14 protein-coding genes are annotated in these 15719 nt (G+C 70.5%); 12 read left to right on the top strand and 2 right to left on the bottom strand.

The features are described 5' to 3' along the window. Positions 1–359 precede the first annotated feature (359 nt). The gene (locus tag ABFX54_RS28505) at positions 360–1583 is read left to right on the top strand and encodes a M20 family metallopeptidase (RefSeq protein WP_346109632.1); all 1224 of its coding nucleotides are present in this window, start codon (positions 360–362) and stop codon (positions 1581–1583) included. A 152-nt stretch (positions 1584–1735) separates the two neighbouring features. On the opposite strand, the gene ABFX54_RS28500 is transcribed toward ABFX54_RS28505, so the two are convergent. After that, positions 1736–3598, bottom strand: coding sequence for a Xaa-Pro dipeptidyl-peptidase (locus tag ABFX54_RS28500; protein WP_346109631.1), 1863 nt, complete (start codon positions 3596–3598; stop codon positions 1736–1738). Positions 3599–3921: 323 nt separating this feature from the next. Between ABFX54_RS28500 and ABFX54_RS28495 the strand changes: the two genes are divergently transcribed. The 6 genes from ABFX54_RS28495 to ABFX54_RS28470 all read left to right on the top strand — a co-directional run bounded on the left by ABFX54_RS28495 (position 3922) and on the right by ABFX54_RS28470 (position 10775). Beyond that, complete coding sequence (locus ABFX54_RS28495) at positions 3922–4989, top strand: BMP family lipoprotein (protein WP_346109630.1); 1068 nt, start codon at positions 3922–3924, stop codon at positions 4987–4989. A gap of 87 nt (positions 4990–5076) precedes the next feature. Further along, positions 5077–6684, top strand: coding sequence for an ABC transporter ATP-binding protein (locus tag ABFX54_RS28490; RefSeq protein WP_346109629.1), 1608 nt, complete (start codon positions 5077–5079; stop codon positions 6682–6684). After that, positions 6684–7826: an ABC transporter permease gene (locus ABFX54_RS28485; RefSeq protein WP_346109628.1), complete on the top strand. Its 1143-nt coding sequence runs from the start codon at positions 6684–6686 to the stop codon at positions 7824–7826. Before ABFX54_RS28490 ends, ABFX54_RS28485 begins: the two co-directional genes overlap by 1 nt. Beyond that, the gene (locus ABFX54_RS28480) at positions 7823–9103 is read left to right on the top strand and encodes an ABC transporter permease (protein WP_346109627.1); all 1281 of its coding nucleotides are present in this window, start codon (positions 7823–7825) and stop codon (positions 9101–9103) included. The genes ABFX54_RS28485 and ABFX54_RS28480 overlap by 4 nt, the downstream gene beginning before the upstream one ends. Continuing rightward, complete coding sequence (locus ABFX54_RS28475) at positions 9100–9495, top strand: cytidine deaminase (protein WP_346109626.1); 396 nt, start codon at positions 9100–9102, stop codon at positions 9493–9495. The genes ABFX54_RS28480 and ABFX54_RS28475 overlap by 4 nt, the downstream gene beginning before the upstream one ends. Continuing rightward, the gene (locus ABFX54_RS28470; RefSeq protein ID WP_346109625.1) at positions 9495–10775 is read left to right on the top strand and encodes a thymidine phosphorylase; all 1281 of its coding nucleotides are present in this window, start codon (positions 9495–9497) and stop codon (positions 10773–10775) included. The genes ABFX54_RS28475 and ABFX54_RS28470 overlap by 1 nt, the downstream gene beginning before the upstream one ends. Before the next feature lie 75 nt (positions 10776–10850). Here ABFX54_RS28470 and ABFX54_RS28465 read toward each other — a convergent pair whose 3' ends face one another. Next, entirely contained in the window at positions 10851–11276 is a 426-nt protein-coding gene (locus ABFX54_RS28465) for a MarR family winged helix-turn-helix transcriptional regulator (protein ID WP_346109624.1), read from the bottom strand. A 135-nt stretch (positions 11277–11411) separates the two neighbouring features. Here ABFX54_RS28465 and ABFX54_RS28460 point away from each other — a divergent pair, with 135 nt between their 5' ends. The 5 genes from ABFX54_RS28460 to ABFX54_RS28440 all read left to right on the top strand — a co-directional run bounded on the left by ABFX54_RS28460 (position 11412) and on the right by ABFX54_RS28440 (position 15684). Then, positions 11412–12773: an MFS transporter gene (locus tag ABFX54_RS28460; protein ID WP_346109623.1), complete on the top strand. Its 1362-nt coding sequence runs from the start codon at positions 11412–11414 to the stop codon at positions 12771–12773. 139 nt (positions 12774–12912) lie between these two features. After that, positions 12913–13530 carry an AMIN-like domain-containing (lipo)protein gene (locus ABFX54_RS28455; RefSeq protein ID WP_346109622.1) on the top strand — a complete coding sequence of 206 codons (618 nt, stop codon included), beginning with the start codon at positions 12913–12915 and terminating at the stop codon, positions 13528–13530. A 4-nt stretch (positions 13531–13534) separates the two neighbouring features. Then, positions 13535–13885 (top strand): cupin domain-containing protein, encoded by a 351-nt coding sequence (locus ABFX54_RS28450; RefSeq protein WP_106236343.1) that lies wholly within the window; start codon positions 13535–13537, stop codon positions 13883–13885. Positions 13886–14002: 117 nt separating this feature from the next. Beyond that, the gene (locus ABFX54_RS28445; RefSeq protein WP_346109621.1) at positions 14003–15076 is read left to right on the top strand and encodes an adenosine deaminase; all 1074 of its coding nucleotides are present in this window, start codon (positions 14003–14005) and stop codon (positions 15074–15076) included. Next, a complete protein-coding gene (locus ABFX54_RS28440; RefSeq protein WP_346109620.1) occupies positions 15073–15684 on the top strand; it encodes a PH domain-containing protein in 612 nt (203 codons plus the stop codon). The genes ABFX54_RS28445 and ABFX54_RS28440 overlap by 4 nt, the downstream gene beginning before the upstream one ends. Positions 15685–15719: the final 35 nt, after the last annotated feature.

Below are 15719 nucleotides of genomic sequence, written 5' to 3'. Positions count from 1 at the left end.
ACTATTTCCGGGTCAGCCGGACCGGCACGGAGCGTGACGACCTGCGGTTACGGTCGTGTCATCGGCTAACTTTTGGTGTGACTGTCGGCGCGAAGCGGCACGAGAGCGATAAAGTCGAAGCATCGCCATCGGGCTCACGGCCGACCGCTGTGCTCCCGGCCGGAGCGGCGCTCGCGACGATGAATGCGAAGCCCGTGCTGACGATCTCGCGCACCGAAACCAGTGGGTGTGTCTTTGGATTCGCCGAGCGGCCGCTCTAACCGGGTGGCCACCACGGGATGGGATGGTTTATTTGACGCGCATGAGCCGCGATGGCCGACACGTGTGGGGCCGCGCGGCATGGGACGGGATGGTGACATATGCGGGGACGTGAGCTTCGGGGGGAACTCGACGCGTTCCTGGCGGAGATGGAGCAGGATCTCGTGGCCTTCCGCCGCGACCTGCACATGCACCCCGAACTGGCCTTCGCCGAATACCGCACCACGCAGCGGATCGCCGAGCGGCTCACCGCCGCCGGGCTGACCCCTTCGGTGCTGCCGCGAGGCACGGGGCTGATCTGCGACGTGGGCAGCGGCGACGGGCCGACCATCGCGTTGCGGGCCGACATCGACGCGCTGCCGCTGCAGGACGAGAAGGACGTGGCCTACCGCTCGACCGTGGCCGGAGCCTGCCACGCCTGCGGCCACGACGTGCACACCACGGTGCTGCTCGGCACCTCGCTCTTCCTCGCCCAGCAGGCCGCCGCCGGGCTGCTGCCCGGCCGCGTACGCCTGATCTTCCAGCCCGCCGAGGAGCTGCCCGGCGGCGCGCTTGAGGTCATGGCCCAGGGCGGCATCAGCGGCGTCGACCGCATCTTCGGCCTCCACTGCGACCCGCGGGTCGACGTCGGCCAGCTCGGCCTGCGGGCCGGGCCCATCACCTCCGCCTGCGACAAGATCGCGGTGCGGGTGTCCGGGCCCGGCGGCCACACCGCCCGTCCCCACCTGACCGCCGACCTCGTCTTCGCGCTGGCCAAGATCCTCACCGAGCTGCCCGCCGCGCTGTCGCGCCGGGTCGACCCGCGCTCGTCGCTCAGCCTCGTCTGGGGCAAGGTCGTCGCGGGCTCGGCGGCCAACGCCATCCCCGACGACGGGGTGGCGGAGGGCACCGTGCGCTGCCTCGACGAGGACGCCTGGCACGCCGCCCCCGACCTGATCAAGTCGCTGCTGGAGTCGGTCGCGAGCGCCTACGGCGTCGAGGCCACCCTTGACTACACGCGCGGGGTGCCGCCGGTGGTCAACGACGAGGTCAGCGTCGAGATGCTGGGCGAGGCGGCCGAGCAGGCGCTGGGCGCGGGGGCGGTCGTCCCCACACAGCAGTCGCTCGGCGGCGAGGACTTCGCCTGGTACCTGGAGTCGATCCCCGGAGCGTTCGCCCGGCTCGGCACGCGCTCGCCCGACGGGATCACCTACGACATCCACCAGGGCACGTTCGACGTGGACGAGCAGGCCATCGCCATGGGGGTCAGGGTCATGGCCACCACGGCGCTGACCTCGCTGTGGGAGGTCGGCCCGCTCGACTCGATCACGAGCGCCATGGCCTGAGCCCGCGCCGCCCGGCCGGAGACACCGTCCCCGCCGGGCCCCCCCCCCCCCCCCCCCCCCCCCCCCCCGCTCCCTCTCCGCCGCACAGCGGCGGAGTTTCCTGGGGGAGCGGGCGGCGGGGTCGTTGGTTTTCACTGGCCTGCGCGGGTGACTCAGAACAGCTTGCCGAGCACCACCGGGAGGTGGAGGGCCGACTGGCCGGGCGAGACGGTGACCTTGGTGCCCGCCGGATAGCGCAGGGTGTAGTCGTAGTCGGTCGAGATGATCACCAGACCCAGCCGGTGTCCCTTCTTGAACAGGTAGTCGGTCGGCTGGAAGTCCCAGGTGAAGGAGTACTCCTTGCCTGGCCGCAGCGGTTCCGTGCGGTCGGCGCGGTGCCGGTTGCGCACGTCGAGCCAGCCCCTGGTGACGATCTTGTACGGGGTCGTTGAGGTGCCGAGCGTGCGCAGGACGGTGCAGCCGGTGTCACCGGGGATGCCCTGGCCGTAACAGTAGTTCTGGCCGGTCGAGACCAGGCTCCCGTTGGGCCGCACATCGGTGCCGTAGTCCACCAGCAGCGCCGTCAGGTACGGCGAGGCCCCGTCCTTCATGGAGGCCCGCACCGACACGGTCGGCGTCCCCGAGACGCGCACGTCGGCGGGCAGCACCTTGGTCGTGTACGCCAGCCGGTTCGGGTCCGCCCCCTCCGCCTCCACGAGTTGCTCGGCCGTCCTCGTCTTCTGGTCCGTGAACGACTCCTTGGCCGTGCGCGGGCGCGGCAACAGCCCCAGTGACGAGCCGGGCCCCGGGTGGAGCGGCACGGTGACGGTGCCGGGCAGCGGCCATGAGGCGTGCCGGCCCCACTGACCGGGCGCGATCTCCACGTCGGCCTGCGGCTCGCGCATGATGCCCGAGTCGATGCCGTACAGCCAGTGGTCGAACCAGCCGTGCAGCTGGCGCAGCCACTCCTCCGTACGCAGGTTGAAGGGGTTCATGTGGGTGCCCTGGTGCAGCCAGATCTTGCGCGGGACGTGCCGCTCGGCCAGGGCGTACCACCACTGCGCGAACTGCTTGGTCTTGACGTTCCAGTCGTTGAGCCCGTGCACGACGAAGACGCTGGCCTTGACCTTGCGCACGTCGTTCAGGTAGTTGCGGGCGTCCCAGAGCGGGCTGTAGTCGCCGGTGATCCGGTCCTGGGTGGCGGTCAGCTGATCCATCAGCGCGCCGCAGACCTCCTGGCCGTTCTCCCTGGTCAGCACGTACTTGGCGAGCACGTCGAGGTCTTCGCCCTGGAACCCGCCGGGGGCCAGGACGCCGCCGTTGGCGCGGTAGTAGTCGTACCAGCTGGAGATGGCGGCGATCGGGACGATCGTCTCCAGGCCCTTGACGCCGGTGGCGGCGACGGCGTTCGGCAGCGTGCCGTTGTAGGAGACACCGATCATGCCGACCTTGCCGGTCGCCCAGGTGGCCCGGACCGGTTCGCCCGCGGCGTCGAAGCCCTTGGCGCGGCCGTTCAGCCAGTCGATGGCGGCCTTCGGGCCGGCCGTCTCGTTGCGGTCGCCCGAGGTGGGGCAGCCGGTGGCGCGCCCGCTGCCGATGTTCTCGACCAGGGCGATGGCGTAGCCGCGGGGCACGAAGTAGTTGTCGTAGTAGCCGTCGAACGGCTCGGCGGCCAGCTTGGGCGAGGCGGACCTCAGCGCGGGCAGCGGGTTGCCGTTCGCGTCCACGTCCACGGGGTGGTTGGCGACGTCGTTGCCGCCCGCGTAGTACGGGCTCGCCTCCATGATGACCGGGACCTTCAGCCCCTGGTCGGTCTCCTTGGGTCGCAGGATGTCCACGGCCACCCGGTCCGGCCTGCCGTCGTTGTCGCTGTCGGTGCCCGCGACCTCGACGAACACCGTCTGGCTGATGGCCTCCGCCCGGGAGAAGATCGGCTGGGTGGCGTTGTTCTCGACCTTGATCGCCGGGGTGGCCGGCGTGGCCGCGGCGGGCGCGGTGCCCGCCAGGCTCGCCACCAACAGTGCGGTCAATGGCACGATGAGCTTGGATAAAGCCTTGCGAAGGTGCATGCGGGGCTCCGATATGAGGTTTCCACCGTCGGTGGGAATCTCTGACACGATGGGGGTTCGGGGCAAGGGGTGATCGTGCACCAAAGTTGGGCAAAATTTCGTCGAGCCCCTGCTGTGTCACAAAACTGCGACACAGGTCACGGACGCGACTGATGTCGATAACGGACAGGTTGCGACCCTGTGTCCCGGTTTGGTTAGCCCTGGTCAAGCAACTATCTTCCGTGCAGGTGCCGTACGTTTCTTCGCGCCTGCGATGAGATTCGGCGGCGGGGAAATGGAAGGGAGTCGCCTTGCTCGGCAAGCGATTCAACAGGATGGCGCTCGGCTCGGTCGCCGGCGTCATGCTCATGGCAGCGGCCGCCTGTGGTGGCGGCGATGGTGGGGGCACCACGGCGAGTCAGGAGCCGACCGGCGCGGCCAGCGAGGCGCCGAAGGACGCGCTCAAGGTGGGTCTCGCGTTCGACGTCGGCGGGCGCGGTGACAAGTCCTTCAACGACGCCGCCTACGCCGGCCTGGAGAAGGCCAAGACGGACCTCGGTGCCGAGATCAAGGAGCTGAGCCCGTCCGCTGACGGCTCCAACCGCGGCGACCTGCTGCGCCAGCTCGCGGACGCCGGCTACAACCCGATCATCGGGGTCGGCTTCGCCTACGGCGAGGACATCAAGAAGACCGCAGAGGAATACCCGGACATCCAGTTCGCGGTCGTCGACTCCGCCTCCAACGCGCCCAACGTGACCGGCCTGCTGTTCGCCGAGGAGCAGGGCTCCTACCTGGCGGGCGTGGCCGCGGCGAACAAGTCGGAGAGCGGCCACGTCGGCTTCGTCGGCGGCGTCGAGTCCGACCTGATCAAGAAGTTCGAGGCCGGCTTCGTGGCCGGGGTGAAGTCGGTCAAGGCGGACGCCAAGATCGACGTCACCTACCTCACCCCCGACGGCGACTTCTCCGGCTTCAAGGCCCCCGACAAGGGCAAGGTCGCGGCCGAGAAGATGTACCAGGACGGCGCCGACATCGTCTACCACGCCTCCGGCGACTCCGGCCTCGGCGTGTTCCAGGCGGCCGCCGCGGCCAAGAAGAAGGCCATCGGCGTCGACTCCGACCAGCGCCAGACGGTCAAGGAGACCGACCTGCAGTCCGTCATCATGACCTCGATGCTCAAGCGCGTCGACGTCGGCGTCTTCGAGTTCATCAAGGCGTTCCAGGGTGGCGCCAAGGGCGGCTCGAACGTGACGTACGACCTCAAGGTCGACGGCGTCGGCCTGTCCACCACGGGCGGCGAGATCGACGACATCAAGGACAAGCTCGACGCTGCCAAGCAGGACATCGTCGACGGCAAGATCACGGTTCCTGCCAAGCCGTAACTGGGGTATGAGTGACAGATGAGGGCCCGGAGTCCGTAAACTTCGGGCCTTCTGTCTATGTCGCCCACCCGCTCTAGGAGAGGCGAAATGAGTGCTGACACCCTGGCCACGGCGCGACCCGCCGTAGAGCTGGAGGGCATCACCAAGCGTTTCCCCGGTGTCGTCGCGAACCACGACATCCGCATCACCGTCCAGCCCGGCACGGTGCACGCCATCGTCGGGGAGAACGGCGCGGGCAAGTCCACCCTGATGAAGATCCTCTACGGCATGCAGAAGCCGGACGAGGGGACGATCAAGGTCAACGGCACGGAGGTCAGCTTCCGCACGCCGAGTGACGCCATCGCGGTCGGGATCGGCATGGTGCACCAGCACTTCATGCTCGCCGACAACTTCACGGTGCTGGAGAACATCATCCTCGGCGCCGAGCCGAAGCGGGCCGGACGGCTCGACACGGCCGCGGCCCGCAAGCGCATCACCGAGCTGGCCACCGCCCACGGCCTGCGCGTCGATCCCGACCGGCTGGTCGAGGACCTCGGCGTCGGCGACCGCCAGCGCGTCGAGATCCTCAAGGTGCTCTACCGCGGCGCCCGCATCCTCATCCTCGACGAGCCGACCGCCGTGCTCGTGCCGCAGGAGGTGGACGAGCTCTTCCAGAACCTGCGCGAGCTCAAGGCCGAGGGCCTGACGGTCATCTTCATCTCCCACAAGCTCGACGAGGTGCTCGGCATCGCCGACGCCATCACCGTGATCCGCCGCGGCACCACCGTCGCCAGCGTCGATCCCGGCGACGTCACCGCGCGCCAGCTCGCCGAGCTGATGGTGGGCAGCGAACTGCCGACCCCCGAGACCCGCGAATCCACGGTGACCGACACGGTCGCGCTGCGGGTCTCCGAGCTCACCGTCGAAGCCGACGGCCACCACCCCCTGCCCAAGGGCGTCTCCGTCGGCGAATACGCCGCCCGGCTGCGCGCCGAGGGCAAGCGGCTGCTGCTCGACGAGGTCTCGCTCCAGGTGCGCAAGGGCGAGATCCTGGGCATCGCCGGCGTCGAGGGCAACGGCCAGTCGGAGCTGATCGAGGCCGTCATGGGCATCCGCGCCGCACACGGCCGCGTCGAGCTGAACGGGCGCGACGTCAGCGGCTGGTCCACGCTGCGCCGCCGCGAGGCCGGCATCGGCTACATCCCGGAGGACCGGCACCGCCAGGGCCTGCTGCTGGAGGCCTCGCTCTGGGAGAACCGCGTGCTCGGCCACCAGACCAGGAAGCCCGCGCGCAACGGCATCTGGGTGGACCGGCGGGCCTCGAAGGCCGACACCCAGCGCATCATCGAGGCGTACGACGTCCGCACCCCCGGCGTCGACACGCTGGCCCTGGCCCTGTCGGGTGGCAACCAGCAGAAGCTGATCGTGGGCCGCGAGATGAGCGGCGAACCCGCGTTCCTCATCGCCGCGCATCCCACGCGCGGCGTCGACGTCGGCGCCCAGGCCGCGATCTGGGACCATCTGCGCGACGCCCGCGCCGCCGGGCTGGCCGTGCTGCTCATCTCCGCCGACCTCGACGAGCTGATCGGCCTGTCCGACTCGATCCAGGTCATCTACCGCGGCCGGCTCGTGGCCGCGCTCGACCCTTCCGAGATCACGCCCGAACGGCTGGGCGGTTACATGACCGGCGCGATCGCCGGAACTGAGGAGACGTGATGCCCGCCGGGCTCAACCGGGCACTGCTCACCGTCGCCGGCGCCGCCGTCGCCGTCGTCCTGGCGATCGCGATCTGCAGTGTGGCCATCGTCATCGCGGGCGGCAGCCCGCTCGACGCGCTGGCCGCCTTCTTCGACTTCGGCAGAAGCGAGTCGGCGGAGTCGAACTCCGTCGCCGTCTTCCTCAACCGGGCGGTGCCGCTGTTCATCGCCGGGCTGGCGGTGGCCGTCGGCTTCCGCATGAACCTCTTCAACATCGGCGTCGAGGGCCAGTACCGCGTCGCGGCCCTCTGCGCCGCGTACGTGGGCTCCACGTTCACCGCCCCCGCCCCCATCCAGATCGGGGTCATCATCCTGGTCGCGGCCGCGGTGGGCGGCCTGTACGCGCTCATCCCCGCCGTCATGAAGGTGACCAGGGGCGTGAACGAGGTCATCTCCACGATCATGCTCAACTACATCGCGATCGCCGTGTCGGCCTATCTGGTCCGCGGCCCGTTCGCGGGCGAGCGCGCGCAGGGCCAGCTCACCACGACCACCCCGCCGCTGCCGCCGTCCGGCATGTTCCCCGACCTGAACTTCGTCTTCGAGTGGTTCGGCATGGTGGCGCCCACCCGCAACGGCGGCCTGTGGGGTTTCCTCATCGTGGCCGTCGTGCTCGGCGTGGTGATCTGGCTCGTGCTGGAGCGCACCCGGTTCGGTTTCAACATCAAGGCCAGCGGGCTCAACGGGCCCGCCGCGCTCGCCTCCGGCGTCAACCCCAAGACCATGGTGATCGCGGCCATGGTGCTGTCCGGCGGGATCGCCGGCCTCATCGGCCTGCCCGAGATCCTCGGCGACCGGGGCGCCTTCGGCTCCAACTTCACCGCGGGCCTGGGTTTCCTCGGCATCGCGGTCGCGCTGCTCGGCCGCAACAAGCCCCTCGGCATCGCGGTCGCCGCGCTGCTGTTCGCCTTCCTCGACCGGGCCCAGGGCGCGCTGCAGTTCGCCGACATCCCCGCGTCCGTCGTCACGATCATCCAGGGCGCGATCGTGCTGCTGGTCGTCGTGGCCAACGAGGTGACCAACCGGATCGCGCTCAGACTCGAAGAACGGCGAGCCGCCCAGCAGCTCGGCAGGAACACCCCCGTTGAGGTGGCAGCATGACCAGGGTCCGCAAGTATCACCTGGCGCTCATCGGCGTCGCCGGGCTCATCCTGGTGGTGTCGGCGGTCCGCGTCCTGACCGGCTTCAACGACCTCACCTCCTCCGGCACGATCGGCGCCGCGCTGCTGCTGGCCGTGCCGATCGCCCTGGCCGGTCTCGGCGGCCTGTGGGCCGAACGGGCCGGCGTGGTCAACATCGGCCTCGAAGGCATGATGGTGCTCGGCACCTGGTTCGCCGGCTGGGGCGGCTACCAGTGGGGTCCCGTGGGCGCGCTGGTAGCCGGGCTGATCGGCGGCGCGCTCGGCGGGCTCCTGCACGCCATCGCGACCGTGTCGTTCGGCGTCGACCACATCATCAGCGGCGTCGCCATCAACCTGCTCGGCCCCGGCATCACCCGCTTCCTGTCGGAGGTCCTCTACAAGGAGGGCACGCCGGCCGGCGAGGCAGGCGCCGGCATCACCTCCTCGCCCGCCGTCAGCGGGCAGACGCCGGAGTTCAACCTGCCCCTGCTCTCCGCCGGGCCCGACCTGCTCGGCAGACTGGAGAGCACCCACTGGTTCCTGCTCTCCGACCTGGCCGGCATCCTGCGCGGGGTCACGCACAACGTCAACGTGCTGGTGATCCTGGCCGTGCTCCTGCTGCCGCTGACGTTCTACGTGCTCTGGCACACCGCCTTCGGCCTGCGGCTGCGCTCGGCCGGCGAGAACCCGTGGGCGGCCGAGTCGCTCGGCGTCAACGTCTACCGGATCAAGTACGTCGCCGTCGTCATCTCCGGCGCCTTCGCCGGGCTCGGTGGCGTGTTCCTGGTCTTCGTCTCCGACAAGTACGTCGAGGGCCAGACGCAGGGGCGCGGCTTCATCGGCCTGGCCGCGATGATCTTCGGCAACTGGCGGCCCGGCGGCCTCGCGGCCGGCTCCGCGCTGTTCGGCTACGCCAACGGGCTGCAGCTGCGCAGTGCCCCGGCGGTCAACACGTTCTTCCTGTTCGGCGCGGTGCTGCTGCTGGTCTATCTCGGCCTGCAGATCCGCCGCCTGCTCTCCGCCGACCGGCCGGCCGAACTGGCCGCCCCAGGGCCCCGCCAGTACACCCTGATGGGCGTGGCCGCGCTCGGCGCCGTCTTCCTGTTCTGGCTCTGGCTGACCATCGACCAGCTGCCCAACGACTTCATCTTCATCACGCCACACGTGCTCACGCTGCTCGTGCTCCTGGTCGCCTCGCAGCGCCTGCGGATGCCCAAGGCCGACGGCGTCAGCTATCGCCGGGGGGAACAACATTGAACATCGACTGGGACGGCCTGCGGGACGAGGCCAGGGAGGCCATGCGGCACGCGTACGCGCCGTACTCGAAGTTTCCCGTCGGGGCGGCCGCCCTGGTGGACGACGGGCGGATCGTCACCGGCTGCAACGTCGAGAACGCCTCCTACGGCCTGGGCCTGTGCGCCGAGTGCGGCCTGGTCTCGGCGCTGCAGCGCTCGGGCGGCGGCCGGCTGGTCGCCTTCACCTGCGTGGACGGCCACGGTGAGCTGCTCATGCCGTGCGGGCGCTGCCGCCAGCTCCTGTACGAGTTCGGCGGCGAGGACCTGGTGCTGGAGACCGAGGACGGCCCGAAGCGGATGGCCGAGATCCTGCCGTACGCGTTCGGGCCGCAGGACCTCAGCAGGAGCGCGTGATGGACGCCATCGAGGTCATCCGCGCCAAGCGTGACCGGGGCGAGCTGACCACGGAGCAGATCGACTGGGTGATCGGCGCGTACACGCGCGGCGACGTCGCCGACGAGCAGATGTCCGCGCTGGCCATGGCGATCCTGCTGAACGGCATGAACCGGCGCGAGATCGCCGACTGGACCCAGGCCATGATCCGCTCGGGCGAGCGCATGGACTGGTCGGCGCTCGATCGGCCCACGGCCGACAAGCACTCGACCGGCGGGGTCGGAGACAAGATCACGTTGCCGCTGGCGCCGCTGGTGGCGGCCTGCGGGGCGTACGTGCCGCAGTTGTCGGGCCGCGGGCTCGGCCACACCGGCGGCACCCTGGACAAGATGGAGGCGATCCCCGGCTGGCGGGCCTCGCTGTCCAACGACGAGATGCTGGGCGTGCTGCGCGCGGCGGGCGCGGTCGTGTGCGCGGCCGGCTCCGGGCTGGCCCCGGCCGACAAGAAGCTCTACGCCCTGCGCGACGTCACCGGCACCGTCGAGTCGATCCCGCTGATCGCCTCGTCCATCATGTCGAAGAAGATCGCCGAGGGGACGGGCTCGCTCGTTCTCGACGTGAAGGTGGGCTCGGGCGCGTTCATGAAGAACGTCGCCGACGCCAGGGAGCTGGCCGAGACCATGGTCGCGCTCGGGACCGACGCGGGCGTGCGCACGGTCGCGCTGCTGACCGCGATGGACCGGCCGCTCGGGCGGGCCGTGGGCAACGCGCTGGAGGTCGAGGAGTCGGTCGAGGTGCTGGCCGGCGGAGGTCCCGCCGACGTGGTCGAGCTGACCGTACGGCTGGCGCGGGAGATGCTGGCGGCCGCCGGGGTGTCCTCGGGCAAAGACCCTGAGCAGGCGCTGAAGGACGGCTCGGCGATGGACGCCTGGCGGCGCATGATCGCGGCCCAGGGCGGCGACCCGGACGCGCTGCTGCCCAGGGCGGCCGAGACGATGACCGTGGAGGCGCCCGCGTCCGGGGTGCTGACGCGGCTGGACGCGTACGCGGTGGGGCTGGCCGCCTGGCGGCTCGGGGCCGGGCGGGCGCGCAAGGAGGACCCGGTCTCGGCGGGCGCCGGGGTCGTGCTGCATGCCAAACCGGGGGATCTGGTGCGGGCCGGGCAGCCGTTGCTGACGCTGCACACGGATGAGACGTGGCGCTTCGATCGGGCGGTCGAGGCGTTGCGGGACGGCTATGCGGTGGGGGAGGCGAGCGAGGAGCAGTTGCCGCTGGTCATCGACCGCATCACCGCCTCGTAGCCCTTCACGCTCCTCAGGTTTTCGCGATCATCGGCCCTTGGGCTGCCGCGATCACCGGCCCTTAGGGTGCCGCGATCACCGGCTCGCTCTCTGAGCGGGGACCGGGCCGGTGGTCGGCAGGCCCGGGATCGGGGCGTCGGCGAAGATCTCGGTGAGGACCGCCCGCTGCGTCGGCAGGGCTTCGGCGTGGCGGGAGCGGCCCTCGTCCGTGATGCAGACGTACACCCCGCGCCGGTCCGCGTCGCACACCCCGCGCGAGACCAGCGACGCCTTCTCCAGCCTGGCCACCACCCGCGACAGCGCGCTCTGGCTCAGATGGACCTCTTCGCACAGCTCCTGGATGCGCAGCTTCCTGTCGTGATGGACGATCCGGTCGAGCACCTCGAACTCGCTGGGCCCCAGGCCGTGCCGATCGCCCAGCTCCCGCTCCAGCGCGCACATCGCCTTGGCATGCCTGCCCAGGACGTAATGCCAGGTGTCGACCACGAGCTCCTCGTCCATGTCGCGGAGGCTACCACTTCCGTAAATCTCATGCAACGACATTAAATGCAGTTGCATTAGATGTGCGTGCATGTATTGTTCTGACTCATGTCCTCTACCTCATCCCGTTGGGGCGCGCTCGCCGTGCTCTGCGCAGTGCTATTCCTTGACGCCCTTGACGTGTCGATGGTCGGCGTCGCCCTGCCGGCCATCCAGCACGACCTGGGTCTTGACACCTCCGCCCTGCAGTGGGTGGTCAGCGGCTACGTGCTCGGCTACGGCGGTCTTCTTCTGCTCGGGGGCAGGACCGCCGACCTGCTCGGGCGGCGCAGGGTGTTCCTGGTCGCGCTGGGCGTCTTCGCCGTGGCGTCGTTGCTCGGTGGCATCGTGGACGACGGCGGCCTGCTGATCGTGGCCCGGTTCGTCAAGGGTGTGGCCGCCGCGTTCACGGCGCCGGCCGCGTTGTCGATCATCACGACCACGTTTGCCGAGGGGCCCGAGCGTAACCGGGCGTTGAGCTTCTTCACCGCCTCGGGGGCCAGCGGCTACTCGCTCGGTCTCGTGCTGTCCGGCCTGCTGACCGAGATCGGCTGGCGGTGGACGTTGCTGATGCCGGTGCCGGTCGCGGTCATCGCGCTGGTCGCCGCGTTGAAGGTGCTGCCGCGAGGCCGGGAGGAGCGGGCCGAAGGCGGTCACGACCTGGTCGGCGCCGTGACCATCACCGCGTCGATGTTGCTGCTGGTCTTCACCGTCGTGCAGGCCCCCGAGGCGGGCTGGGCCTCCCTGCGCACGATCGGCTCGCTCGCGGGCGTGGCCGCGCTGCTCGCGCTGTTCGTGGTGACCGAGCTCAAGGTGCGGCACCCGCTGGTGCGGCTGGGCATCCTGCGCTCCGGCCACATCGTGCGGGCCAACCTGGGGCTGCTCATCCTCATGGGCTCGTACGTGTCGTTCCAGTTCGTCGCCATGCAGTACTTCCAGAACCTGCTGGGCTGGTCGGCCCTCGGCACCGCCATGGCGTTCCTGCCCGCCGGCGTGCTCGTCGCGGTCACCTCGACCAAGATGGGCGACTTCGCCGACCGGTTCGGGACCGGCAAGCTGATCGTCATCGGCGCCGCCGCGCTGGCCGGCGGGTACGCGATCTTCCTCGGCATCGACCGCACCCCCAGCCTGGGCGGCATGGTGATCCCCGGCATGGTCCTGCTGGGCATCGCGTTCGCGCTGTCGTTCCCCTCGCTGAACATCCAGGCCACCAGCGGCGTGCACGACGACGAGCAGGGGCTGGCCTCCGGCCTGCTGAACACCTCGGGGCAGGTGGGCGGCGCGATCGTGCTGGCCGTCGTGACCGCCGTGCTCACCTCGGGCGGTGAGACCCTGTCCATCGGGGCGCTGCGCGCGGCGATCGTGGTGTCGCTGGTGCTGGCGCTGGTCGGGCTGGTGATCTCGGCCACCGGCCTGCGCGCCCGCAAGGCGGTGCCGGACGCCGAGCCGCAGGAAGCACGGGTGTACGAGGCCGTCTGACGGCGGCGGCACCCGGTCGGTCTGCCTATGGCGATGGCGCCGGTCGGTCTGACGGCGGAGGCGGTGGCACGCCGGTCGGTCTGATCGCGGTGGCGCGAGGCCCGGCGTGGCGCGCCCCAAGGCTGGGCATTTATCGGGCATGCGCTCGTCATCCACGTCCGCCGGCCGGTCGCCGCGCACCCGTGCGGCCGTCATGGTGGCCTGCCTGGCCGTGTTGACATCGGCGCTGACCACAGGGCTGACCGCGTGCGGCACCGTCCGGCAGGCCACGTTGCCGCAGACCCCTGGCAGCACGGAGACCGGCTCGGCCTCCGCCGCTCCCGGGGCCCCGACCAGCACCGCCGAGGTGGACGTCGACCGGAGCGGCACCGAACCTGCCGTCGTGACGGGGGTGCGTTTCGCCGCCCACGACGGCTACGACCGGCTGGTGGTGGACCTCAAGGGCGGCATGCCCGGATACAACGTGAAATGGGTGGACGAGTTCGTCCAGGACGGCTCGGGCAAACCGATCGGCGTGCGCGGTGGCGCGTACCTTCAGCTCACGCTCTTCCCCGCGCAGGCCCATGACGAGAACGGCGAGCCCACCTGGAGCGGCGGGCCCGTCTACCCGGCCGGGCTGGCCAATCTGGCCGACGTCGTCAGGACCGGCGACTTCGAGGGCCGCGTCGGGATCGGGCTGGTGCTGGACAGGCAGGCCGCGTTCCAGGTCACGGAGCAGAGGTCGCCGAACCGCCTGGTCCTGGACGTGGCACACTGACCTGGTGGTCAGAAAGATCGGGGCTCCGGCCCGCATTCCCGTACCAGGCGGCAAGCTCATCGACGAGCACGTGGGTCGCGTCAGCAGCGGCGACGAGGCGATCTCGATCGCTCACATGGTCGCCCCGCCCGGCTGGGAGGAGCCGCCGCAGACGCCGGCGTTCACCGAATACACGGTGGTGCTGCGCGGCACGGTGATCGTGGCGCACGACGAGGGCACGACGCTGGTCGAGGCCGGGCAGTCGGTGGTGACCTCGCCGGGGGAGAAGGTCCGCTACAGCGCCGGGCCCGAGGGCGCCGAGTACATCGCCGTGTGCCTGCCCGCCTTCTCCCCTGACGGCGCCGGACGAGACTGACGAACGGGGCCGACCGGGCGTCGCTGACCGGCGCGGGACATACGGGGCGCGGCCGGCCGGCGCGCGCTGACCGAGTGGGGCTGACCGGGTGGTGGGCGGTGCTCATATCATGGCCTGATGAGGCCCACGCTTGACGAGATCCGGCGGGCTCCCAAGGTGTTGCTGCACGATCACCTCGACGGCGGGCTCCGCGCCGAGACGATCGTCGAGCTGGCCAGGGAGACCGACTACGGCCGGCTGCCCACCCACGATCCCGACAACCTGCGCCAGTGGTTCGAGGAGGCGGCCGACTCCGGTTCGCTCGAACGCTACCTGGAGACGTTCGACCACACGGTCGGCGTCATGCAGACGCGCGAGTCGCTGGTGCGCGTGGCCGCCGAGTGCGCCGAAGACCTGGCCGCCGACGGCGTCGTCTACGCCGAGGTGCGCTTCGCGCCCGAGCAGCACACCACCACGGGCCTGAGCCTCGACCAGGTCGTGGAGGCGGTGCTGGAGGGGTTCGCGCGCGGCTCGGAAGGGCGCGGCATCCGTGTCGGCACCCTGCTGACGGCCATGCGGCACCAGGCGCGTTCCAGGGAGATCGCCGAGCTGGCGGTGCGTTACCGCGACGGCGGCGTGGTGGGCTTCGACATCGCGGGCGCCGAGGCCGGCTACCCGCCCACGCGTCACCTCGACGCGTTCGAATACCTCCAGCGGGAAAATGCCCACTTCACCATTCACGCGGGCGAGGGGTTCGGGCTGCCGTCGATCTGGCAGGCCATCCAGTGGTGCGGCGCCGACCGGCTCGGCCACGGGGTGCGCATCATCGACGACATCTCCGTGTCCGAGGACGGGTCGGCGAAGCTGGGGCGGCTGGCGGCGTACGTTCGCGACAAGCGCATTCCGCTGGAGATGTGCCCCACGTCCAACCTGCAGACCGGAGCGGCCGCGTCGATCGCCGACCACCCCATCGGGCTGCTGCGGCGGCTGCACTTCCGCGTCACCGTCAACACCGACAACCGGCTGATGAGCGCGACCGGCCTGTCGCTGGAGTTTCTCAAGCTGGTCGAGGCGTTCGGCTACGGCTGGGACGATCTGCAGTGGTTCACGGTCAACGCGATGAAGTCGGCGTTCCTCCCGTTCGACGAGCGGCTGGCGCTGATCAACGGCCGGATCAAGCCGGGGTTCGCGCAGCTGAAGTGGCAGCCGTGAAGCAGACCTACCGGTCCAGGACCGCGTTTGTGCTGGCATGGGTGTGGCTGGCCTTCGTGGCCTTCAACGTCTTCGACCTGATCGTCCGCTACAGCGGGAAGGCGTCGCTGGTGGCGCTGGCCGTGCTGGGGGCGCTGACGGCGCTCGTCTACGCGGTGGCGCTGCGCCCCGCCACCGTGCTCACGGAGGCGGGGCTGGTGGGGCGCAACCCGTTCCGCACCACGTTCGTGCCCTGGGCCTCGATCGAGGACGTCACGGTGTCCCACTCCATCAACGTGCACCACGGCGAGGAGCAGGTGCTGCGGCTGTGGACGCCGATGAGCAGCGCGCGTGAGCGGGCCAAGGCGCAGCGGCGCGGCGCCCCCGCGCCGCAGCGGGGGCGCTTCAAGACCGAGCCGACCCTGACGAAGGGCGAGCAGGCGGCGGCGGAGGCGTTCTCCGGCAAGACGCACGCCGACTGGGTGGGCGACCAGATCCGCGAGCGCGCCGAGTCGGCCAGGCGCCGCGACGGCCAGGCGGCGCCGGCCCGGATGACGTGGTCCTACGACGCGATCGGGGTGCTGGTGGTCGCGGTGGTGCTGGTGATCGCCGCGATCGTCGTCGCCTGACGGGAAGTGCCGGCCCGCGCGGCCGGTTGACGGTC

It is taken from the genome of Nonomuraea maheshkhaliensis (assembly GCF_039529435.1).
GTDB classification, from domain to species: domain Bacteria; phylum Actinomycetota; class Actinomycetes; order Streptosporangiales; family Streptosporangiaceae; genus Nonomuraea; species Nonomuraea maheshkhaliensis.
This window is presented reverse-complemented; position numbering and strand designations above follow the sequence as displayed.

Excerpts from the sequence above, each read along its gene's own strand:
- ABFX54_RS28505 (WP_346109632.1), top strand. The coding sequence starts at position 360 with ATGCGGGGACGTGAGCTTCGGGGGGAACTCGACGCGTTCCTGGCGGAG.
- ABFX54_RS28490 (WP_346109629.1), top strand. The coding sequence starts at position 5,077 with ATGAGTGCTGACACCCTGGCCACGGCGCGACCCGCCGTAGAGCTGGAG.
- ABFX54_RS28485 (WP_346109628.1), top strand. The coding sequence starts at position 6,684 with ATGCCCGCCGGGCTCAACCGGGCACTGCTCACCGTCGCCGGCGCCGCC.
- ABFX54_RS28480 (WP_346109627.1), top strand. The coding sequence starts at position 7,823 with ATGACCAGGGTCCGCAAGTATCACCTGGCGCTCATCGGCGTCGCCGGG.
- ABFX54_RS28470 (WP_346109625.1), top strand. The coding sequence starts at position 9,495 with ATGGACGCCATCGAGGTCATCCGCGCCAAGCGTGACCGGGGCGAGCTG.
- ABFX54_RS28465 (WP_346109624.1), bottom strand. The coding sequence starts at position 11,276 with ATGGACGAGGAGCTCGTGGTCGACACCTGGCATTACGTCCTGGGCAGG.
- ABFX54_RS28455 (WP_346109622.1), top strand. The coding sequence starts at position 12,913 with ATGCGCTCGTCATCCACGTCCGCCGGCCGGTCGCCGCGCACCCGTGCG.
- ABFX54_RS28445 (WP_346109621.1), top strand. The coding sequence starts at position 14,003 with ATGAGGCCCACGCTTGACGAGATCCGGCGGGCTCCCAAGGTGTTGCTG.